Source organism: Reichenbachiella ulvae (assembly GCF_025833875.1).
Classification (GTDB): domain Bacteria; phylum Bacteroidota; class Bacteroidia; order Cytophagales; family Cyclobacteriaceae; genus Reichenbachiella; species Reichenbachiella ulvae.
In genome coordinates this window covers 4,542,501-4,564,913 of the sequence record NZ_JAOYOD010000001.1, presented here as the reverse complement: position 1 = coordinate 4,564,913, position 22,413 = coordinate 4,542,501, and the positions used below count along the sequence as shown (strand labels likewise).

The following is a 22,413-nucleotide window of genomic DNA, read 5'->3' as shown; positions in this document are numbered from 1 at the left end:
TTGTGCCTCGTTAACGCGGTGATGTAGCTCAGTTGGTAGAGCATCGGACTGAAAATCCGTGAGTCGGTGGTTCGAGCCCACTCATCACCACAACTTAACACCAAGGGTTTCTGAATCAGAAACCCTTTTTTTATTCCTCCTAAAGTAAGCAGAAAAATTGAATTTAGTATGCGCGCATACTAAATATTTGGGATCAGTCCGTATTTCTGGGGGATTGAAAAAATCACGCATAAATTTTAGATAGTCTGTAGAGGAAAAATTCTATGTTTTGAACACCTCTGAATTGGGATCTAAAGGCTTTGATCTTGGCATTGAAAGATTCTGCTGACGCATTGGTACTTCGATGATCAAAGAAATTGAGGATACTCTGGTAATGGTTTTGTATGGTCCTGGCCACTGTATTGAAGGACTTGAAGCCTGCCTTTTCCACCTTGTCGTACCACTGTGCCAAACGAGTGAATGCAACTCCTTTGAGTTTGCTACTTTGATAGATGTAAGCGAGTTCTCTTGAGAGTTTGTAGGCTTTCTCCAGTGAAGGATAGCGTTTGAATAGTATCTCTGCACGGTGGACTTGTGAGACAGTCCAGTTGTGTTCGCTTTTGAAAAGCAAGTACCTGCTTCTGGCCAGAAGTTGCTTTTCTGTATCACCATTTTCTAGTCGATGGGCAACATGAGGCTTACCTGCTTCACGACTCAATTCAATTTCTTTATTTTCCTGATCGATGGCTTCCCATCTGTAAGCAATGCGCATTTCTTGTACCGCATCATAAGCCAATTTTTGAACATGAAAGCGGTCTGTTACTAACTGGGCTTTTGGAAAGCTGCGTCTAACTATTTTTTCCATGCTAGCGGCCATATCCAGTGTGACTTCTTGGACTTTGCGCCTTAAAGCACTGTCAATTTGCTTCAATACCGTATTTACTTGCTCACTATCAGTTCCTTTGACCAAAGCAACCAAGCTACCTTTTCTTCCTTTTGCTGCTTTATTGGTCACGATTGTATAAAGCTCTCCTTGTGAGAGGGCAGTTTCATCAATACTTAAATGAGTACCCATGTTTTCGGGGAACAATATCCAATCAGAAGCGTGCTCCCGTTGAGGCCATTGCATGAAATTACTCAAATAGAAGACATATTGGTGTTCGAGTTGCTTACTACTGAGATTAAATAGTTCGGCAATCAGCTTGCAGCTTATAGGCTTGGAATCCAGGAGTTCCGTTTTAAAAAAAGCGCGAATTCCTCTGTCATCCGCGTACCTGTTGCTACCATTTTCCAATCCCTGCTTACATTTTTGCCAGTATCCTCATTGAGTCACTTCCTACGCTTGATCTTAAGATAGCAGGGCTTGCCACGAAGAGGAAAATCTTGAATTGAAACCTCATCAAAGAATCCTTTGGAGGTCAATTTATCTCCTTTGAACTGCTGAGGGTGGATATTCTTCTCTTCCAAATAAATGAAATACGTTTTGTCCTTTAGCTTCATGGATACTACTTCGAAATATTCCAACATACCCTCGGGTAACAGCAGACTCAATAACTCCTTTTCCAATGCTTTTTTCTAGCAAAGAAAATTAATTATGAACTATTGCCCCCCAACTTTACAGACTGATCCAATATTTACTTTTCCCTAGACGGGGCTGCATCAATATAAACAGAAAAAACTAAGATCGGATCAGACTCTATCCACCACCTCTCTACCGAATGGCGTCAAGGCAAGGGCTGCTAATTTGAAATGCTGCTGAGCGAAAGGTAACCCTACAATCGTGATGGCAAAAAGAATCCCAAAACCCAAATGAGAAAGGCAGATCCAAATGCCTCCGACAAAAAACCATAGGATATTCATAACGGTAGACAAGCATCCCACAGCATGAGGGACTTCTCTCACTTCACTACCAAAAGGCCATAGAGCCAATAGGGCCAACTTCAAGGTTTGAATCCCAAAAGGAATCCCGATGATAGTCACCATCATGGCGATACTACTTACCAAATATTCGATCGCGATGAATACACCACCAAAAACCAGCCAAATGACATTTCCAATTGTTCTCATGCTCGATTAGTAGCGAGAAATCGACAATTATTACAATTTCTCCCATTCAGGTTTAGTGATGCGATAGACAAAAACATCGAAACCCATATATTTGATCTGTTCAGCGCATTTCATACCGTTTCTTTCTGCTACCCGCTGTGAGGGAAGATTTTCAACATCTATAATAGAAATGATGCTTTCAGCAGACAACTCCTTAAAACCATAATCTCTAAAAAGCTGGGCAGCTTCGGTAGCATATCCCATTCCCCAATAATTATTGAACAGCTGATAACCTACCTCTAATTCTAAACGGCCATTGACATCCTGAGACAATACCCCACACTGCCCTATCAATTGGCCTGAAGACTTCTCAATCAATGCTTGTAGACCATATGTCTTCTGTTTATACCTTTTCAATTGACGCTCGACCGCCAGCCTTGCATTTTCCTTTGGCGTGGAGCCTCCCAGATTGAGCAGGTATTTGCTATTCTCTTCACGCGTGTAAAACTCCTCCCATACATCTACATCAGCTAACTGTAGAAAACGTGTTTTCAGACGTTCAGACTCTAATCCATCCCGATATTTATATCTATTCATATCACCTGGCACAGCTACAATTGTAATATCCTCCGTAGTAGTCTTTCAGTTCATTGAGGAGTTGCTCGATGGATTCTATTCCTTCGTAAACTTTTTCTCCTTTTACTATTTGAGGAACGGTAACATCCTCTTTCACCTCCGCTTGATGAGCAAGAGAGTTTTCCTTGAAAAAATCAAGCGTCTTTTGATAATGAGGATGATCTGGGGGAAATTGTAATAGAAACATATATGGTATAACCGATTCGGCTAAGTTATAGTTTCGTTAAATCATTCCCCAAAGAAGCACTATGACTTTCGCTGAGGTGCATTTGTCTCTTCTTCACATTAAGTTTGCAGCAAAAAAGATTTATGCAGTCAGTGATGGTACCGGTTCCTGCCGGAGTGAAGGGTTTGATTTTCGATTTGGATGGTACAATTCTAGATTCTATGCCATTGCATTTTACTGCCTACAATTACAGTCTCGAACCTTGGGGCGTAGAATATCCGCACGATGTTTTCCTGAGTCGAGGAGGTATTCCTACCAGAGATACCATGCACCTGATTGCCAAAGATCATGGTATTGAAAATTTTGATGTTGATGCTGCCTTGCAGCGCAAGCGTGAGTTTGTAGATAAGAATCTGGACAAAATCACATTGATCGAGCCAGTGATGGAAATCATCAAGCAATATCAGGATAAGCTACCAATGGCAGTAGGTACAGGGAGCAATAGAGAGACCGTGACCAGAATGTTCAAAATGTTTGGGTTAGGAAACTACTTTGAGCACGTAGTGACTGCTACAGATGTTCAAAACTTCAAGCCTCATCCAGAAACTTTCCTTAAGTGCTCAGAATTGATTCAAATCGACCCTACTGACTGTGTGGTGTATGAGGACGGGAAACCCGGCATGATCGCTGCTGAAACAGCTGGCATGAAGGTGGTGGATGTCACGCAGTATTTGTAATTCCATATTTACAGCTCTTTTGGTAAATTAGGCCATGCGTCCAATCTACCTGGTGTCATTTATTGTCCTAATCTGCTCCTCTCTTGCGTGGGGTCAGGCTCCTTCTAGTAGCAATGATCTTGATTACAACCAAGACTACATTGTAGATTATCGAGACCAATTGGCCATTCGCCATCTGGCCATGATTAAGTCGGTTTCTCTGATTCACTATGACAAGGCCACTGATCAAGAGTATTTGTTCAAACCCAATGAGAATCTCAATGTGGGTCTGGGGATAGCGACAGGCTGGCTCGCGCTCAATGCCGCCTTTAACCTTCCTGCAGTTAACAATGATGATGAAAAATATGGGAGAACTCAATCTTTCGACCTTCAATCCAACATCTACACCAGAAAATGGGCCATAGATCTGGCCATGCAACGCTATCGGGGCTTTCACCATTCCAATTCCGGCAGTACGATCCCTAATTACAATTCGTCAATACACCCTATACGACCAGACATCAAGACATTGAATCTGAATGCCTCAGGTATTTTTATTCAGAACAATCAAAAGTTTTCTTATCGCGCCGCTTTTACACAGGCCGAAAGGCAAATGAAAAGTGCTGGATCATGGGTCTTTGGAGGATATGCCAACTACTATCTGATGCAAGCAGACTCTACATTGATACCACACCAACTACACGATGTTGCAGATATCAGCAGAGACTTCAGGAGCGTTTCCTTTCTCAACTTTGGGATCAGTGGGGGCTATGCCTATACGCTGGTCTTGTTCCATCGTTTCTATCTATCAGGTTCATTGGCTCTGGGGTTCGGTCCTCTGTATCAAAATGGAAGAAAGACATCCAACCGCTCAGCATACAGCAAATGGGAAAGTGAAGCAAGCATAACTGCGCGAATGGCTATGGGCTATAATGGAAAAAGATTCTTTATGGGAGTCACTTCATTTGGGGCCACTTCCATAGAAAACACAGAAGAAGACTCTTATCTAAAAAGAGGCTACAACACCCTACGTTTTTTTGTGGGTTATCGCTTCGATCGACCGCCTATCTTCTCTAGATCGCAGGTGCTCAATCGACTGATCTAATTCTACTTTAGCCCCTCCAGATATTTACCCATTTTCAACAAGCGGTTCAGTGTAATCACTGAAACACTCAGCGTCAAAACTATAGTGATAGGAAAATAAATAAAACCTGCGACATTGCCCTCTACCTCACTGATCCACATAAAAAATGTAGCCAAACTAATGAGTTGGAACTTATGTCGTTCAGCAAAAGCCTCTAAAAAGAACCATGTTGTCATCTGATCCTTTAGTTTGACCACATAGACAATACGGTAAATTACATATCTAAGGGCAAACAAGATCAGCAGCACCAGAATAAAGAATCCCAAATTGACCTGCACCACATTGGTGCTCAGATCTTGATAATAGCCCAGCTCGATACAGACATAATAGGCCACTACATTATATACTGGGTTACCAAATATGGCTGCTAGCAGCCATAGCGGACTCCAAAGACTAAGTTCCTTCCAGGTTTTCTCAAATAGATACATTAGATACGATGTACATCATAGATCTGCACGCGTTCCCAGAGGTCTTTGCATTCGGCAATAAAATGCTGGTGCACATCTTCTACCTGATAGGCATCATGATCCTCCTGAGATTCATATGTCACGATCATCGAATAGGTATACGAGTTATCCACCACTACGCGATCGGTCCCAGCTGGTTTACCGACATGCCCAAAATGAGCGTACTTAGAGCTAGCAATAAGCTTCTTCACTTCTCTTTCGAATTTCTCTTGCACTTCAGGATTGTTTGGGTCTTTCAACCAAAAAAGCACGGTGTGTGCAAAATAATGTGTGAGTTCTTTTTCCATAATGTATCAAATAACCTGCTGCGATAATAGTAGAGAATCCGCTAGCTAACAAATATGTATGGATCTATCTGTTCTCATCTCTCCCAATAAATATTTTGCTTATTTTTAGAGACACAAGCGTGACGATTATGGAAGCAATAGTTGATTTCTTTGCCGAGGTACCCACCTGGTTCAGAGCCTCTATTTTGATAGGAGGGCTGGTACTTTTTTGGATTCTGGAAGGGGTCATTCCTCTCATGGCTTTTCAATACAAAAAAATCCAACATGCCGAAGTAAATCTTTTTTTGACACTTACTACCATGATCGTTGGATTTGGACTCGCCGGTGTACTCTTGATGGCTTCAGACTATGTCTCATCCAATGAAATCGGGCTATTATACATTGTCCCTATGCCTCTTTGGCTGCAGGTAGTGGTTGGTATATTGCTCATGGATGCAATCGGTGCTTATCTCGTTCACCTCGTCGAACACAAAGTGAAATGGATGTGGAAGTTTCACCTCGTCCATCACAGTGACACCCACATCGATGTGACCTCTGGACTCAGACACCACCCAGGCGAAACAGTCTTTCGAATAGGCTTCACCATTTTAGCTGTGATGTTAATTGGAGCTCCTATGGGCATAGTCATGCTCTACCAAAGTCTCTCGGTCCTTTTTGCTCACCTGACACATGCCAATACACCCATTTTCGGTCGATTGGACAAGGCGCTGAGTTACATTCTGGTCACGCCTAATATGCACAAAGTACACCATCACTACAGGCAGCCCTGGACTGATACTAACTATGGCAATATCTTTTCGATATGGGATCGCATGTTTGGCACTTTCGAATATGTGGATGATCTGAATGAAGTGAAGTATGGGGTAGACACCCATATGGATCCAAAGGAGAATGAAAGCCTCAAAAACCTACTGGCCATCCCATTTCAAAAATACCGTGAACCCATCGAGTATCAAGGTACAGATTTGAAAGAAGCAAAACCCACCACGCGATCGGCCAAATCCGTAAAGCCCCTATAGTAAACCAAAATATCGTATTCGTTTTCTGTCTGATAAAAGGAGTTTTCAAACAAATAAGGATCGTCCCCATCCACCCAATACATGTAATCATAATAGCCCTGCTTGAGTAAAGCCACACCTTGATAAGATTGAGCTTGAGGATTATAAGTCAATCTACTGGATTCGTTCTTCGCCCAATCGTTGAAGGCACCAATGGCGTAAACTTCCTGAGGAACCTGGCTGGTCTTAAGATCAAAATGCACATGAATATAATCTGCTTCGAGATAGCTCGCCCCTGTTTCGTTGGTCATAATAAAAAATGAGCCGTTCATATCCTGTCTACTTTGCGAATAGACGGAATTGCCTCTTGATTCGCTGGTCGCCAGATAGGCATCTATTCTTTTGTTGTCTTTGTCGATTCTGGAGACATTGATGCCTCGAAAATTATATACCCGGATATCAAAGAACCGAAATTCATTACCTCCTTTAAAATTATTCTCTGCGTTGAAATGGCGATATTCCAAAGTAGAGTTAGCTCGGTTATCGCTAGTGGGTTGCAAATCAAAAATTGCATTGTCCCAACGGTTGTTTTGTCTCAGCACCACTTTGAACTCCCTCATCGGATTGGTCACATCCATGGCCGTATAATTGATAGCAAAATCAATCTGCTGATTGCTTTGTCGAAAACGTACACTAGTCGAGGCTCTATAACCCGGGTTTATCGAGATATTCTGCTCGTATACAATGAATCGACGAGTCAAAATCACATCATCAGGCCTACCCTCTCGATAAACCTGCACCACATAATTGCCCGATAATTTCACTCTGGGCATTTTCATCCAGTAGTTGACATAGAGCTGTCGGGTGTTCTCGCTGTATTCGAAATCGCGAATATCGAAGGTGTTGTAATCATACAGAAATTCAATATCGTTCAGCACTGATTTAGTCCAATCCGAATTGCAATGAATGATTTTAGCCTGAAGAATGTCATACTCTTCGGTAAGCATATCGAACTGCAGCAAAAGCTCTGTCGTCTGATCAAGCGTGATGATAGGAGCACGCATTTCCTGATCTCCGGTATTGACCAGCGGATACAGCTGAACAGTGCCTACTGCCTGGTCAAACTTTTGATTCTGATATACTTGGCTGTCCTGGGCAGTTGCAGAGCCAGCCATGAAGCAGGCAACAAAAACCCATAGATGTAGTCGACTTTTCATGATTCAATATTAACTAGGCTTAACTTTGATAGGAGGATTCTGAAGAAAAAATATTTTTTTCATTTTGTAATCCAACCAAAAGTCACGCCACCGTGTCTTTAGGGGGAATCAAATAATAATCAAGATCAGCTGCATGCTGAAAGAGGAAAACAAACTGATAAAGGCTTGTCTCAAGGGAGATCGAAAAGCACAGGAGGCGCTGTATCAACAGTTTGCCCCTGGGATGTTTGTCATTTGCAAGCGCTATACCCGAGCCCAGTTAGAAGCCGAAGATATCCTTCAGGAATCTTTCATCAAGGTTTTCAAAGACCTCCAGCAATTCAAGCAGCAATCCTCGCTTTATTATTGGATCAAAAGAATTGTGATTAACACGGCACTGAATCACCAGAGGAGCAAACTATATCTCTACCCGATGGTAGATGTAACCGACCTCAAAGAGAGCAGTAACGAACATCTAAAGCTCAATGAGCACAGTATGGACGACCTGCTCAAAATGATTCAGGATTTACCTCAGAGCAGTCAGGTTATTTTCAACCTTTATGCCATTGAGGGATACAAGCACAGAGAAATAGCAGAGATGCTAGACATCAGCGAGGGGACTTCCAAATCACAATATGCAAGAGCCAAGGAGCTCCTGCAAAAAAAGCTGCAAGAAACAAAAAAGAACTATGGAAGAGGCTGAGAGAACATTCGAGGAACAGTGGGGAGACGCCTTTGAAAAGGCCGAGCAAACACCGCCTGCCCATATCTGGACTGCAATAGATGGTCAGTTGGCCAATCAAGAAGCAGAAAAATACAAAAAACGACTATTGTTTTATCAATGGAGCGCGGCTGCCTGTGTTGGCTTACTTGCGCTATTGGGTGTCGGCTACTGGGCCACAACTCCCTCCACTGATGACCCAAACAATCGGAACTTGATAGAAGCCAATAGTATTCAAAATGAATCGAAGGCTACTGAGGCTACCATCACCAGTACTGAGAAAAGCATTTTCCCAGATTCAAAAAACCTGGAAAACAATGAGTCTCCTGCTAGCAGTGTACCCGCTTTAGAGGCGGTCAAAAAGAAGAATTTGTCTGGATCTACTCCAAAAGAGAATTTGGAACAGGTAATTCCGATCATTGACCAACAAGAACCCAATTCGGAAGTGAAGGCAGGATACAGAACCAGGACAGCAGAACCCTACCTGATTGCCCAGTTGGATGGTAAAGAGGTAGATTATGAAGCAGCGATAGATAAACCCGAGCTACCCTACCATCTCTACGGTGTACCAAATACCGCTTATATAGAAGATAAGGAGGAACAACAGTTATGGGCTGGCGTCAGCATGAATTCAGGCAGTTTCAACCCCGCCTTTGGCAGTGGTAATCAATCGGATATGATGATGGCCTCTGATCCCACATCCGAGTTGACTTTTAATCAAAGCAATACGGTCAACAATGAAGAATTGGATTACGATCCGGGATATTCTATTTCGGCTGGTTTGAATGTAGGGACCCGAGTGGGCAAAAAAATCATTCTTAGTACTGGATTGCACTATCAGGCCTTTAATACTGATGATGCTCAAACAGGACTGGTTAGCCAAAATGGAGACTACTTTGCCTTGACAGGCAGTAGAACCGATGAAGCCTTTAACACCGCTGCTGACTCTGAAGCCTTAGAGGCAGCAGGCAACGTGAGTTTGAGTAACGAATACCAATACATCACTGTCCCTATAAAAGCCGGTTATGTGCTCTTGGATCGTAAATTCAACATCGTATTCAATACCGGGCTGGCTTCTAATTTCCTAATGAATGCACAACTTGAAAGTCACGGCAGTCAATCACTAAGCAACGACCTGGACACTTCTAACGACTATGAATCGGTCTATTTCAATTTCAGCACTGGATTGGAATTCGGATACCGATTCTTCAGAAATTATCAGGTAACACTGGAGCCTAATTACAATCAGGCTCTTACAGACTTCACCAATTCGAACCATTCCAGCCAGGGCAAACCCCGTAGCGTAGGACTTGCCTTTGGTCTGAAATACATATTCTAACACCATGAAAACCCAATCAGAAAACTTAAGAAAAACAAAAGAGTGGAAAAGGCTAATCCTATACGGAACACTTTTTATGATCCTATTGACCTTATTGGGCAGCTGCCAGGAAAACTGTGACAAGCCTACCTACATGCACTACGAGCCTATCTATGCTCCGTTGAGTGAAGTTAGGGTTACGGCTGATTTTGTCGGACCGCAAGTTTTACAATCACCTGGCAAACTGTACTACAAGGACAACCATCTTTTTATTTCGGAAATCAACAAGGGCATACATGTCATCAACAACAGCATCCCCAGTCGACCAGAAAAAGTGGGCTTTATAGACCTGCCCGGCAATAAGGATCTGGCCGCTAAGGGAGACTTCCTATATGCCGACAATTACATGGATTTGGTCATTCTGGATATTTCTGATAAGAAAAACATAAAAGAGGTCAACCGCCTGGAAGATGTTTTCAACGAGTACTATTATCTCAATGCAGAAACAGGAGAAGTTCTGATTGATTATAACATAGAGGAAAGAGAGTATGATGTAGAATGTGGTGAGGAAATAATTATGTTTGAAACCCTAGACTTTTCGCCTATCAACGGTGGGGGAAGTTCTGGAGGTACCGGCGTTGGTGGGTCTATGGCTCGCTTCACCATTATGGACAACTACCTCTACACCATCAACGATTGGCAGATGAAGCTTTTCGATATTCATACACTCGACAGTCCTATTCCCGGAAATGAAATACAGCTCGGCTGGGGTATCGAAACCATTTTCCCGTACCAGGACAAATTGTTCTTAGGTGCCAGAACAGGCATGCATATCTATGACAATTCCAACCCAGAGCTTCCCACTCATGTTTCGACCTATTCTCATGTCAATGCCTGTGACCCAGTAGTAGTTTCAGGAGATTTGGCCTATGTCACATTGAGATCAGGGACAGAATGTGAAACATTCTCCAACCAATTGGACGTCATTGACATCTCTGATATTCACCAACCCGAATTGCTCGTGACACACGAAATGGAAAACCCACATGGATTGGGTATAAATGGAGATTGCCTTTTTATAGCCGAAGGGGAATATGGGCTGAAACTATTTAACTCCAGTAATCCTATGACCATTGGGGACCAAATGATTAAGCATCACAAAGGAGTGCACGCCTTTGATGTAATCCCCCTGGACAATATACTTTTTATGGTAGGAGAAGATGGTTTCTACCAATATGAATACGATTGCAACGATAAACTCAAATTGCTGAGTTCAATTCCCTTTTAATCCCTGAACCACGGCCAACCAGCTGATAGGAAGAATAGCTCTTCTTATCAGCTTTTCTTTTTAACTTTCGCTCAATTTTTAAATTAATCCATCATAAAACCAATGAAGAATTTTCTAATAATGGCGGCATTAGGGCTAGTTATTTCCTCTTGTGCACCAACCCTATCTTACACCTGGACCAAAAACAACTACGAAGGGGCGAAATATGATAAAATCGCCGTGTTCTGTGCCACTAAAAATCTGGATGTAGCGATGAACTACCAACAGTACATGGTGGAAGTCCTTGGTCAACAAGGCTTCAATGCGGTAACCGGCATGAGCATGATCAACCCCATGGAAACCAAAAATCTGGAAGTAGAAAAATTAAAAGAAATACTGATCCAAAACGGAGTAGACGCGGTTATTTCGACAGTTGTAGTAGACAGCGAAAAATCCCTTGAATATGTCCCTGGAAGCCCCAGTTATGGATATTATGGAGGCTTTGGCTACTACTATGGATATCGATATGGGCCCGTATATTATAACCCTGGGTACTACAATGAGACTACTTCCTATTTAGTAGAAAATCATTTCTATGAACTGAAAGAAGGGGAGCCAAGCAAGGATGCACTATTGTGGGCTTCACAGAGCACCATTACCGACCCGAACAAGAGCACTACCAAGGTTTATGCTCGAGTGATTGTCAAAGCGCTGGTAGATGAAAACATCATCAAATAGACAATCTGAAGATTTCGAAAAAAAGGGTAAGTTTGGCTTACCCTTTTTTTATACCCAAAAATGAAATGAATTATAAATTGCTTTACCAAAAGAGTCTTTTGGCTCTGGGAAAAACTTTACACTTCGGGGCACATAGCCATCATCTATGGCCAGATTGCGTACAAGAGGCACAAAACCAATATGTAAAAGATGCCTATCGATGGGCAGATGAAAAATGGGGTGAAGCCATCGCTCCAGTTGAGAAAGAATGCAAACAACTCCTAGCCCAACATTTGGAGCTATCAGATCCCAACCAAATCTGTTTTGCCCCCAATGTGCACACCTTATTTTTTCGGCTAGTTTCCTGCTTTGATTTAAGAAAAACACTCAATATCCTAAGTACGGATTCTGAATTTTATAGCTTCAGCCGTCAGGCACTTCGACTCAGCGAATATGACAATATCACAGTGGATCAAGTACCAACGCTTCCTTTTCTAGGTCTAAAAGCAAGGTTTTTAAATCAACTCAGAGAAAAGGACTATGATATCGTATATATCAGTCAGGTGTTTTTCAATTCAGGTCTTGCGATCGATTTCATGGAGGAATTAGCCCAGTCGGTTACAGACAAAACCATGATCGTAGTGGATGGCTATCACGCCATGGGAGCTATTCCGACAAGTCTGAAAAAATTAGAAAATCGGATCTTTTACCTGGCTGGCGGCTACAAATACCTGCAATCAGGAGAAGGGGTTTGCTTCATGACTGTGCCTAATACCGCGAGCCATTACAGACCTTTGTACACGGGTTGGTTTGCCGAATTTGATTCATTGGATAACCATGAAAATACGGTTAGTTATGCCCCAGATGCGAGTCGGTTTTTAGGCGCTACTACAGACCCTTCAGGTATTTACCGAATGCACAGCGTACTTAAATCTTGGAAAGAGCAAAAGATAGATATTACAGCCATTCACAATTTCATAAGTAGTCTGCAAGCGTATTTTATCAACCAACTGGAGTCTCAAAACATTTTTGGATTGAACAAAATGGACCTCATTCATATCCAGGAAGGAACTACAAAGTTTGGCCATTTTTTAACATTTCGAACAGAAAATGCACAGCAAATTCAGCGTCAGCTAAGAGAATTAGACATCATCACTGACTGTAGAGAGGATCGTTTGAGATTCGGGTTTGGTATGTATCATTCCACTGAAGACATTGACCAATTATTCGAACGATTGACTTGAAGGACTAATCTTTTTTCTGAATGGTAAACTCAACTCTACGGTTGAGTTTTCGGGATTCTGGGCTCGCATTGCTAGCTCTTGGTTTGGTACCCCCATAACCTTTGCCGTTGATTCTTTCTTCGGCTATCCCATGAGAAACTAAATATCGATTCACCGTTTTGACTCTTTCCTCACTCAGCTTCAAATTAAGTTTGGCGTCTCCTTGATTATCGGTATGGCCTGACAAGAAAATGGATATATCTGGATTGTATTTCATCATTTCCACTACCAGATCCAATTCCTTTTCTGAGCCTTCAATCAATTCGCTTTGTCCTCTTTTGAACAGCACATTATCGAGCGCAACCGTGTTTCCTTCTATCACCGGGTTCAATTCGAAAGTGTAGCTTTCTCCCGAAGCAGCTTCCACTGCACTCAACTCTATCTCTGCAGTCATATATTGAAAAGCCCGAGCCTTTACATTGTAACGCTCACCATCAGTTACATTCAGGGTAAACTGTCCCATTCTATTGGTACGAGCTTTCTTTTTCTCACCTGATGGGAAAATTACAGCCTCAACTTCTGCTCCGACAATCACCCTACGAGTCACCTGATCACGCACCTCGCCATGAATGGGCACAAATTTCTTTTGAACTACCTCTGCAACTGGTTCTTCCTCGACTATTTCTTCTTCCAACTTTTCGATTTCCTGAGCGACCCTCACCATCTTGATGTCACCATAGCCCTCGCTGTTTTGAGTACTTATCAGAAAAGCAAACTCCTTTTCAGTTGGTAGGACGAAGGAGCTCTCCCATCCAGAAGTATTTACCCTAGGTCCCAGATTTTTAGGTTCTGACCAATTGAGCCAGGTATCGTCCAAACGAGTAGACATGAAAACATCAAAACTACCTTGGCCTCCTCTGCCATTACTAGAAAAAAACAAGGTCTTATTGTCTGCCGCTAAAAACGGGGTTATTTCTTGATGTGGGGTATTGAGAGTACCACCTAGGTTCTTAGGCGAACTCCATTTCCCATTGGGCTGAAGCTGGCTCACATAAAGATCCTCAACACCGTAAGTTCCAAAAGACTCCATCGCAATCAGCATGATTTTAGCATTGTCCGAAATCGTAGCTGAAAAATGTTCTCCCTGATTCTTTAGATATTCTACCTCTACTGGATCAGAATCAAACCACCTTCCACTTACTCTATAATAGGATTTGAGACCAGTATCTGTTTGTACTAGGATTCTTCTTTCTATATCCAAAAAACCAACCATTTGATTGAGACCTGGAGTGTTTACACTTTTGAGGTTTTCCGGATCTGACCAGGTCCCGTCTATTTGGTGTTCCGAATACCACACATCTCCCGGGTCGTCCACTCCACCTACATTCTCTGGATGATTTTTTCTGGTGAAATACAATTGGCTTTCGTCAGGACTTAGTATTACAGTAGACTCGTCAAATGGGCTATTCAAAGAATCCCCAACTGACAGTTGATCACTAAATACCTCAATTTGGGAAAACCCAATCTGAGACCCTAACAGACAACCAATCAATATCGCAATACCCCTCATGTGCTTCGTGCTTATAATGTAAAAATGCTACGCTATCCACTCAATTCCAACTATTCAATCAAACAGATCTAAGATTATGAATATTTCAAGAATTAATTGTAATAATTCGCATTTAACTAATATTTAGTTAAATTACTACCGGACATAATAATAACCTATAATTAGCATGTCGATCCTCGACATCATATAGAAGAAAATCCTGGGCAGTTCAGGATTTTTCTTTTTCTAGCAAATCATAGACCAAATTGTGAATAGCAGGTCTTACATTCATCTGATATATTTTAGGATTGGCTCTGGTAGGGTAAACTCTATTGGATAGGAAAATAAACATAAGATCGTTGTCTGGATCGAGCCAAACCAAAGTACCCGTATAACCACTATGCCCATAACTATTAGGACTTGCCGCTTTAGCTACACTACTTTTAGTAGAGTCATATTCAATCAATGGCTTGTCAAATCCTAAGCCGCGTCTATTATCAAGCTCACAATATTGACATCTGGTAAACTCCCGAATAACCGAATCACTCAGGTATCTTTGACCTGCGTACTCACCTTCATTCAGCCACATTTGCAATACTTTGGCCAAATCACCCGCATTGCTAAACAGACCGGCATTACCTGACACCCCTTCCATCACGGCGGCTCCCTCATCATGAACCACACCATGCAATGGAGTCATCCTAAAGAAACTATCCACTTCGGTGGGAACGATCTGATCCAAAGGATACTCATTCAAGGGCTCAAAGCCCAAAGACCTGGCGCCTAGTGGTTGATAAAATACTGAATCTAGAAACACATCAAAGGATTGACCTGTCAGACGTTCAACCAACTCAGGGTATAAATAAAACGAAAGCCCAGAATAGACATAGCCTTCTTCATCATATAGCTTAGACCTTTTGATCATGCGCTTAACCTTTTTCTCATAGTAATCCTTGTACATGTAAAGATCCGATCCAGGCACTCTAATGGGGTATTGATCTGAAGAATCGTTCTTGAAAGTATGCCAACGGTACTTCCCGTTTCTTCGCCTTGATTCTTTATAGTAGGGTATCCAGCTTTTTAATCTCGATTGGTGTGCCAGAACTTTTCTTAGGCTTAAATCCGCTTTATTAGAATGTTTGAGATAGGGAAAATAATAGCCTAATGTTTGATCCAAATCAATAATACCCATATCATATAGCTTCATCAGCGCATTAGTTGCCGCCACTACTTTAGTAACAGAGGCCAAGTCATAAAGGTCCGACAAAGACACTTCTCTCACGCTATCATAAGTATGAAAACCAAAAGCTCGCTCATAAAACACTTTCCCTCCCTTTGCCAGCAAAATTTGGCAACCCGGAAATGCGCCGCTGTCTATTGCTACATGTATCACCGAATCTATACCCCTGTATAGCTTGAGAGAATCAATACCCAATTGCGAAGGATTTACTCTTTCCAGACTATCTATTCTGTTTACAGAAAACAGAGAGTCCAAGGCGATAGAATAAACGACATGGGAATTGAGTGTAGAGAGTAAAACACAAAGCAAAACCACAAACCAGCAGTGTCTCATAAAATTCATTTAATCCTTTGATTTCGAATGGAAATGCAGTCTAAATATTCATGCTGGAACACACAATATATTTGGCAAAAGAATTTTTATTTAAATCTAATACTCCTACATTTGCAGTCCAAAATTAGAAAATAACAACTTTATATAATGGCGAATCATAAATCGGCTTTAAAAAGAATCAGGTCTAACGAGGCTAAGAGATTGAGAAACAGATATCAGCACAAAACAACTCGTACTTTTGTAAAGAGATTGAAAAACACGTCTGATAAAGCTGAAGCGCAAGAATTGTTGAAAACTGTAACAGGGATGATCGACAAGTTGGCTAAAAACAACATCATTCATAAAAACAAAGCGGCTAACCAAAAGTCAAAATTGACTAAGCTGGTAGCTTCTCTATAATTCATCAGTTTCTTGAAGATATTGAGTCCTGGCTACTTCAGTCAGGACTTTTTTTGTTTCTCTTTTACATTTCGTTTCAAATCCATTAGTTTTATTAAGAACCAATCAATAGAACTATGCCCTACGACCAGTCCCTCACAATCAAAAAATGGGCTGAGGAGGATCGTCCAAGAGAAAAGCTAATCTTAAAAGGAAAAGCCACCCTTTCTGATGCGGAATTAATAGCAATCTTGATAGGCAGTGGCACGGCAAAAATGTCTGCAGTACAGGTTTCTCAAGAAATCCTGGCAAGTACAGAAAACAACCTCAATCAATTAGCCAAACTCTCCCTACATGATCTAAAGAAATTCAATGGTATAGGAGAGGCAAAAGCAATAGCCATAATAGCTGCACTGGAAATCGGGCGAAGAAGAAAGGAATCCGAGCCACAGAAGAGAGTCAAAATATTAAGCTCTGAAGACCTCTATCAGTACATGAAAGCCAATCTTTTAGATTTGCCTCATGAAGAATTCTGGGTTTGCTATCTTAACCGAGCCAACCAGGTCATCAAAAAAGAACAAATCAGTACTGGAGGAGTCTCTGGAACTGTGGTCGATAGCAAAATCATTTTCAAAAGAGCATTGGAGGAGTTAGCCAGTTCTATAGTTCTGGTTCACAATCACCCTTCTGGCAACATTCAACCTAGTCAGCAAGACATCCAACTCACCAAAAAACTGAAAGAAGCTGGTCGGATATTAGAAATACCCGTCATCGATCATATTATCTTTACAGACCATAATTATTTCAGTTTTGCCGATTCAGCTATTCTTTAAATCATGAAAAAAATAATTCCTGCAATAGCCATTATTGCTTTATTGGTCTTCATATTCATTCCCGAAAAAGATTCAGAATCAACAGAGGCCTATAACGAAGAGATCCAAAAAGAAAGAACAGAGAAAGACAATTACCTGAGTACGTCTTCTAATTCCCCTTTTTACATCTATGGGGACACAACTGTCCAGCTCAAGTATTTCCCGATCAATCAGGAATACAAAGTAATTGCGAAGGTTTCATTGATAGAAGAAAAAAGACTAATAACCCTCCCCAATTCGGATGGAAGCAGTACTGAATACAGGAAATATGCCATTGCATCATTTACATTAGGAGGGCAGGATCATCAACTCTTAATTCTTAAAAACACCGAAGAAGGAACACTTTTCACTGCCTTTGCGGATCAAACCAGCGCCAATGAGACCTACGGTGGAGGACGCTATCTTGATTTAGATTTCACCAGAGCAACTCGAATAACCATCGACTTCAATAGAGCCTATAATCCCTATTGCAATTACAACCACGATTATTCTTGCCCCCTTCCACCAAAAGAAAATTTGTTGGATATAGAAATTAGAGCTGGGGAAAAAAATTACATATAATTACCAATTATCCAGTGCTACTATTACCGCTTCCTTCTTCGCTTCAAATGCCACTTCATAAGCCTGATAATCTTCCTGATCAAGGACATCTATCAACCTAATCACAGTAGACTCTGCATAGTTGATCAAACCCATCTCCAGACATTGATCTATATATGCCTTAATAAGCGGCGCAGAATAAGCATTAACCGTAATTGCATCAAGTAGCATTCCATATGCCTGATCATTGTCCTGCTGAGCGTTAAAAAAGCCTACAGCAGCCAGCACCCCCTCTACATAGAATGGGTTATTGTCACCAAGTGCTCGGTAAGCCTGTGCCTTAGCAGTACTATCCAAATCTGCAGCTGTCACTTGAGACAGAAGTGACCTTTCCTTTTCAAATGAATACAAATTCTTAGTCCAGGTTTCTTCTCCTGTTGCCAACGCATCATTTAAAGCTGAGTATACTTCTAAGTTTACCTCCGTAGTATCCAGAGTCTTCATTTCTTTTTCCCAAAGATAAATTGCCACAGAAGGGTCACCCATCATAGCATAGGATTGAACCAGATCTGCAGTTGACAAGGGGTAGCCATTTTCTCTAGCAGTTTCAAAATAGGTGCTCGCCAGTTTGATTGCCCCCAATTCCATGCTCCATTTACCTAATATCATAGGAATGATCGCTTCTGGCTCTGCTGTTCTGTTATAAAGATCATTCATCAACACAAAAGCATCTTTAACCTTTCCCAATTCATAAAGATTAAATGCCTTGACCATAGCCAAATCAAAATGGTAATCAGCATTAGCTGAATTATTTAGGAAGTCATCTATTCGTGTCAAAAAACGATCATCCTTTGTTTTAGCACAATACAATCCCAGATTTTTTAGATAGGCATAAGTCACCAAATTCAAACTACTACCCAGTCCCTTTACCTCATCCTGGTATACCATTTCTGAGCCATATAGTATGCTCGTCGCAAGCTCATTGGCCTGTACGTCAATTCGATTTCCCGCTATATAATCCTTAACTGTACCACTCTGAGCATCCAGTGCCAATTGATTAGCTTGTAGAATTGCAGATTGCCAATCATTTGCATCATTATCTAAGTTCAAATAATAGGCCGCCGAATCCAAAACGTCCATTCTTAAATAAAGCATTGCCAAATTATTCTGTATGGCCCAATTTTCAGGGAAAGCACTTATGGCCTCCTGATAGGTAAACATCGCATCGAATATCTGAGAGTTCTTTTCATAGGCCAACCCTAAATTGATAAAGCTCTGCGGAGTTGGATTCTTTTTGGTTGAATTCTTCAGCCATGTTATTTTTTTCGGCAGATCATCTTCTAAAGTGGAATACAAATAATTGGAGCGATGTCCACCGTTAGAATCACCCAGCATATTACCATATATGGCCCCTTTTCTATAAGCTTCTTTTGCTTCTGCTGTTCTTCCTTCAATCAATTTGAAATCTCCAGTTTGATTAAAAAAACCAGCAATAGCTTGGTTCATTGGGGCATAATTAGAAGCAAAAAAGAAGGCTCCTACTACTATTAGACCAGCAATTTTAGCCGTAGCATACGGAAAATTATCCTCCTTAAAAACCACCCGATAAATCGGTAAGCCTTTTAGAAGCAAATTGATAAAATTCACTATCACATAAACAAAGAACATTCCGCCAAAAGCAATATGGCCAAAAATCACAGCGTCTTCCAAAACCTCCATGGTCAAATCATTCCCCATATATTGGAAGTAACCTATCACTATGAAAGAAAAAACCGCCAGAGCCAAATAAGCATATAATGCTATGGATCTAAACGGAATGATAGAATCATACATGAATGATCTGGCATTCAACCCCCATACCCCAAGAATTGTTGAGGTCAGAAGTAACAGAAAAGGATTTAGATAGTAAAAATCCCAATCGATATAACCAGCATTCCTCATGTAGACAAAGGCCACATTTAGAAGATAGATTAAACTGAACACAACGAAATGCAATCCATTACTATTAGATTTATCCGTAGAACTTTGAGTAGTTAACACCAAGATGCCATAAACAATTTCATGTCCTACCATTAAGGAAAATATGATAGTAAATATCAAGGCCATCCAATAACCCTGATAGGCCAAAGCCATTAATGGTTGAGAAGATTCAGAAAATTGATTAATAACTAAGGCCAATACCGTAAACCAAACCACTAGAGCCAGCCAACGGATCAATAAACTAAAATACGGCTTAATATCATGGAAATAATAGGCTAGAACTATCGTTGATAATGCAGGAATCCCAATGGACATCTCTCTGCCTAAACCAAACAACTGAAGATCAGCAAAGCCACTTAACGCTACGAGAACCACCAGCAATCCCATCCCAACTACAAACCAAAATCGACTTAGAGTAGAAGAAACTGCGATTGCAAAAGCAAGAAACATATAAATGACTATAGAAAGAGCAATAGTATAAAAATGACCTTCTAATACAAATTGACCTTCTGACTTTTGAACTACTAATGGGACAAGTTGATCTACAGAGGCCTCAAGTATCAATGAATGGTCTGAATAAATTTGATCTTGTACATAATTCAAGCCTGCACTTATACTCCAATCAAATACTCCAGAGTATTCATTTACATTAAAGAAAACACTGGTAAAAGCAGTAATCAGGAGCACTAAAGACAAGAGAGCCAAAGCGATCTTCTCATAGATCTTCCACTCCTTCCAGAAAATAAAATCCATCATAGATTATCCTAAAACCTTCGGTACAACAAAATAATCACCTTCCTTTTCAGGTGCATTTTTCGTTGCCTCATTGTTTTGAAAATAGTTAACCGCCTTATCAACTCTTAATACGGAAGCCTCTTCATTTACACTGGCTAATGGAGCTACATTCTCAGTATCCACTTCATCTAATTGCTCTACCCAATCCAATATAGCACCTAGATCTCCAATCATCTTCTCTTCTTGATTTTCACTTAACTCCAATCTCGAAAGGTGTGCCAATTTCTGAACGGTATTTCTATCTATTGCAGACATATTTCTAACTATTTGAAAAGTAAATTTAACTCAAAACCCTTGATGGTAAATGCCTCTCCCCCTCAAAATCAAATATTATATATCGGAAGGGGATTATTGGCTGTCATAATGCTAGGGGATTGGACATAAAAAAACCTTGCCAGCACTGCTAACAAGGTTTATCCACCTAAGGTGGGATTTGATAAAAACTGGCAACGACCTACTCTCCCGGATTTTACTCAAGTACCATCGGCGCTGAGGGGCTTAACTTCTCTGTTCGGAATGGGAAGAGGTGGACACCCTCGCAATAGTCACCATAATATCTTATGTGTTTCATATAGAGTATTGCGTGCTCTATACTGAGACCTACTGTCTCACACTTAATATTTTAAAGTCCAATACTTAGTACTAGGTACTAAATACTCCCGCTTAGCGGGACTTGACATTGCGTCATGAAAGAAAAAACACTTGCACTGTTATAAAAAGCTTACAGGTAATTAGTACTGCTCAGCTTTGACATTACTGCCTTTACACCTGCAGCCTATCAACGTTATCGTCTATAACGACCTTTAAAAGAAATCTCATCTTGAGGAGGGTTTCGCACTTAGATGCTTTCAGCGCTTATCCTCACCGAACGTAGCTACCCGGCGGTGCAGTTGGCACCACAACCGGTACACTAGAGGTTCGTCCAACTCGGTCCTCTCGTACTAAAGTCAGAGCCTCTCAAATTTCTTACGCCCACAACAGATAGGGACCGAACTGTCTCACGACGTTCTGAACCCAGCTCGCGTGCCACTTTAATGGGCGAACAGCCCAACCCTTGGGACCTTCTCCAGCCCCAGGATGTGACGAGCCGACATCGAGGTGCCAAACCTCCCCGTCGATATGAGCTCTTGGGGGAGATCAGCCTGTTATCCCCAGAGTACCTTTTATCCTTTGAGCGATGGCCCTTCCATGCGGAACCACCGGATCACTATATCCTACTTTCGTACCTGATCGGCTTGTAGGCCTCACAGTCAAGCACCCTTATGCTATTGCGCTCTACGCACGGTTACCAAGCGTGCTGAGGGTACCTTTGAAAGCCTCCGTTACTCTTTTGGAGGCGACCACCCCAGTCAAACTACCCACCACACAATGTCCCCTGATAGGGTTAGGCATCAGATAAATAAAGGCTGGTATTTCACCAACGGCTCCACCACGCCTAGCGACGCAGCTTCAAAGCCTCCCAGCTATCCTACACATCATTTACCCAATACCAATGTGAAGCTATAGTAAAGGTTCATGGGGTCTTTCCGTCCCGTTGCGGGTACGCGGCATCTTCACCGCGACTACAATTTCACCGAGCTCATGGCTGAGACAGTGCCCAGATCGTTGCACCATTCGTGCAGGTCGGAACTTACCCGACAAGGAATTTCGCTACCTTAGGACCGTTATAGTTACGGCCGCCGTTTACCGGGGCTTCAGTTCAACGCTTCGAGTTACCTCTAACGTCCCCCCTTAACCTTCCGGCACCGGGCAGGTGTCAGGCCTTATACATCATCTTTCGATTTCGCAAAGCCATGTGTTTTTGTTAAACAGTCGCCTGGGCCTTTTCACTGCGGCCACACCGGA

Annotated in this window: 23 protein-coding genes, 1 tRNA gene and 2 rRNA genes (1 of these 26 cut by a window edge); 12 read left to right on the top strand and 14 right to left on the bottom strand. The window is 41.7% G+C overall.

Annotated features, from left to right (window positions below):
• Positions 1-17: 17 nt before the first annotated feature.
• Positions 18-90 (top strand) — tRNA-Phe (locus N7U62_RS18680).
• Positions 91-223: 133 nt separating this feature from the next.
• Here the strand turns inward: N7U62_RS18680 and N7U62_RS18675 are convergent.
• The 5 genes from N7U62_RS18675 to N7U62_RS18655 all read right to left on the bottom strand — a co-directional run bounded on the left by N7U62_RS18675 (position 224) and on the right by N7U62_RS18655 (position 2,848).
• Positions 224-1,177, bottom strand: a complete 954-nt coding sequence (locus N7U62_RS18675) for an ISAon1 family transposase (RefSeq protein ID WP_444875411.1) — start codon at positions 1,175-1,177, stop codon at positions 224-226.
• Between the two features lie 131 nt (positions 1,178-1,308).
• On the bottom strand, positions 1,309-1,545 hold the full coding sequence (locus N7U62_RS18670; protein WP_264139609.1) for an ISAon1 family transposase N-terminal region protein: 237 nt from the start codon (positions 1,543-1,545) through the stop codon (positions 1,309-1,311).
• A gap of 123 nt (positions 1,546-1,668) precedes the next feature.
• Positions 1,669-2,046, bottom strand: coding sequence for a YccF domain-containing protein (locus N7U62_RS18665; RefSeq protein ID WP_264139608.1), 378 nt, complete (start codon positions 2,044-2,046; stop codon positions 1,669-1,671).
• A gap of 30 nt (positions 2,047-2,076) precedes the next feature.
• Positions 2,077-2,622, bottom strand: a complete 546-nt coding sequence (locus tag N7U62_RS18660) for a GNAT family N-acetyltransferase (protein WP_264139607.1) — start codon at positions 2,620-2,622, stop codon at positions 2,077-2,079.
• A 1-nt stretch (position 2,623) separates the two neighbouring features.
• Positions 2,624-2,848, bottom strand: a complete 225-nt coding sequence (locus tag N7U62_RS18655) for a hypothetical protein (protein ID WP_264139606.1) — start codon at positions 2,846-2,848, stop codon at positions 2,624-2,626.
• A gap of 122 nt (positions 2,849-2,970) precedes the next feature.
• On the opposite strand from N7U62_RS18655, the gene N7U62_RS18650 reads away from it, so the two are divergent.
• Complete coding sequence (locus tag N7U62_RS18650) at positions 2,971-3,564, top strand: HAD family hydrolase (protein ID WP_264139605.1); 594 nt, start codon at positions 2,971-2,973, stop codon at positions 3,562-3,564.
• A gap of 34 nt (positions 3,565-3,598) precedes the next feature.
• Positions 3,599-4,648, top strand: coding sequence for a DUF4421 family protein (locus N7U62_RS18645; RefSeq protein ID WP_264139604.1), 1,050 nt, complete (start codon positions 3,599-3,601; stop codon positions 4,646-4,648).
• A 2-nt stretch (positions 4,649-4,650) separates the two neighbouring features.
• Here N7U62_RS18645 and N7U62_RS18640 read toward each other — a convergent pair whose 3' ends face one another.
• Entirely contained in the window at positions 4,651-5,115 is a 465-nt protein-coding gene (locus N7U62_RS18640) for a hypothetical protein (RefSeq protein ID WP_264139603.1), read from the bottom strand.
• Positions 5,115-5,441, bottom strand: a complete 327-nt coding sequence (locus tag N7U62_RS18635; RefSeq protein WP_264139602.1) for a Dabb family protein — start codon at positions 5,439-5,441, stop codon at positions 5,115-5,117. Before N7U62_RS18635 ends, N7U62_RS18640 begins: the two co-directional genes overlap by 1 nt.
• Before the next feature lie 128 nt (positions 5,442-5,569).
• On the opposite strand from N7U62_RS18635, the gene N7U62_RS18630 reads away from it, so the two are divergent.
• Positions 5,570-6,460, top strand: a complete 891-nt coding sequence (locus tag N7U62_RS18630) for a sterol desaturase family protein (RefSeq protein WP_264139601.1) — start codon at positions 5,570-5,572, stop codon at positions 6,458-6,460.
• On the opposite strand, the gene N7U62_RS18625 is transcribed toward N7U62_RS18630, so the two are convergent.
• Positions 6,394-7,656: a type IX secretion system plug protein gene (locus N7U62_RS18625; RefSeq protein ID WP_264139600.1), complete on the bottom strand. Its 1,263-nt coding sequence runs from the start codon at positions 7,654-7,656 to the stop codon at positions 6,394-6,396. The two genes, N7U62_RS18630 and N7U62_RS18625, sit on opposite strands and share 67 nt — an antisense overlap.
• A gap of 133 nt (positions 7,657-7,789) precedes the next feature.
• On the opposite strand from N7U62_RS18625, the gene N7U62_RS18620 reads away from it, so the two are divergent.
• The 5 genes from N7U62_RS18620 to N7U62_RS18600 all read left to right on the top strand — a co-directional run bounded on the left by N7U62_RS18620 (position 7,790) and on the right by N7U62_RS18600 (position 12,902).
• On the top strand, positions 7,790-8,338 hold the full coding sequence (locus N7U62_RS18620; RefSeq protein WP_264139599.1) for an RNA polymerase sigma factor: 549 nt from the start codon (positions 7,790-7,792) through the stop codon (positions 8,336-8,338).
• A complete protein-coding gene (locus tag N7U62_RS18615) occupies positions 8,325-9,695 on the top strand; it encodes an outer membrane beta-barrel protein (RefSeq protein WP_264139598.1) in 1,371 nt (456 codons plus the stop codon). Before N7U62_RS18620 ends, N7U62_RS18615 begins: the two co-directional genes overlap by 14 nt.
• A 4-nt stretch (positions 9,696-9,699) precedes the next feature.
• On the top strand, positions 9,700-10,962 hold the full coding sequence (locus N7U62_RS18610; protein WP_264139597.1) for an LVIVD repeat-containing protein: 1,263 nt from the start codon (positions 9,700-9,702) through the stop codon (positions 10,960-10,962).
• 102 nt (positions 10,963-11,064) lie between these two features.
• Entirely contained in the window at positions 11,065-11,679 is a 615-nt protein-coding gene (locus tag N7U62_RS18605; RefSeq protein WP_264139596.1) for a hypothetical protein, read from the top strand.
• A 65-nt stretch (positions 11,680-11,744) separates the two neighbouring features.
• Complete coding sequence (locus N7U62_RS18600) at positions 11,745-12,902, top strand: aminotransferase class V-fold PLP-dependent enzyme (RefSeq protein ID WP_264139595.1); 1,158 nt, start codon at positions 11,745-11,747, stop codon at positions 12,900-12,902.
• Positions 12,903-12,906: 4 nt separating this feature from the next.
• Here N7U62_RS18600 and N7U62_RS18595 read toward each other — a convergent pair whose 3' ends face one another.
• Together N7U62_RS18595 and N7U62_RS18590 are read right to left on the bottom strand one after the other, a co-directional pair.
• The gene (locus tag N7U62_RS18595; protein ID WP_264139594.1) at positions 12,907-14,451 is read right to left on the bottom strand and encodes an OmpA family protein; all 1,545 of its coding nucleotides are present in this window, start codon (positions 14,449-14,451) and stop codon (positions 12,907-12,909) included.
• Between the two features lie 208 nt (positions 14,452-14,659).
• Entirely contained in the window at positions 14,660-16,003 is a 1,344-nt protein-coding gene (locus N7U62_RS18590) for a serine hydrolase domain-containing protein (RefSeq protein ID WP_264139593.1), read from the bottom strand.
• A 147-nt stretch (positions 16,004-16,150) separates the two neighbouring features.
• Here N7U62_RS18590 and rpsT point away from each other — a divergent pair, with 147 nt between their 5' ends.
• The 3 genes from rpsT (at position 16,151) to N7U62_RS18575 (ending at position 17,814) form a co-directional block, all read left to right on the top strand.
• Positions 16,151-16,402, top strand: a complete 252-nt coding sequence (gene rpsT, locus N7U62_RS18585; RefSeq protein ID WP_264139592.1) for a 30S ribosomal protein S20 — start codon at positions 16,151-16,153, stop codon at positions 16,400-16,402.
• 116 nt (positions 16,403-16,518) lie between these two features.
• Positions 16,519-17,214: a RadC family protein gene (radC, locus tag N7U62_RS18580; RefSeq protein ID WP_264139591.1), complete on the top strand. Its 696-nt coding sequence runs from the start codon at positions 16,519-16,521 to the stop codon at positions 17,212-17,214.
• Between the two features lie 3 nt (positions 17,215-17,217).
• Positions 17,218-17,814: a DUF1684 domain-containing protein gene (locus tag N7U62_RS18575; RefSeq protein ID WP_264139590.1), complete on the top strand. Its 597-nt coding sequence runs from the start codon at positions 17,218-17,220 to the stop codon at positions 17,812-17,814.
• Here the strand turns inward: N7U62_RS18575 and N7U62_RS18570 are convergent, their stop codons facing one another.
• From N7U62_RS18570 to N7U62_RS18555, 4 genes are all read right to left on the bottom strand, one after another.
• A complete protein-coding gene (locus tag N7U62_RS18570; RefSeq protein ID WP_264139589.1) occupies positions 17,815-20,529 on the bottom strand; it encodes a hypothetical protein in 2,715 nt (904 codons plus the stop codon).
• A gap of 3 nt (positions 20,530-20,532) precedes the next feature.
• Positions 20,533-20,823: an Asp-tRNA(Asn)/Glu-tRNA(Gln) amidotransferase subunit GatC gene (gene gatC / locus N7U62_RS18565; protein WP_264139588.1), complete on the bottom strand. Its 291-nt coding sequence runs from the start codon at positions 20,821-20,823 to the stop codon at positions 20,533-20,535.
• A gap of 186 nt (positions 20,824-21,009) precedes the next feature.
• Positions 21,010-21,121: ribosomal RNA gene (rrf, locus tag N7U62_RS18560) — 5S ribosomal RNA — on the bottom strand.
• Positions 21,122-21,279: 158 nt separating this feature from the next.
• Positions 21,280-22,413 (bottom strand): 23S ribosomal RNA (locus N7U62_RS18555); it runs 1,739 nt beyond the window's last position.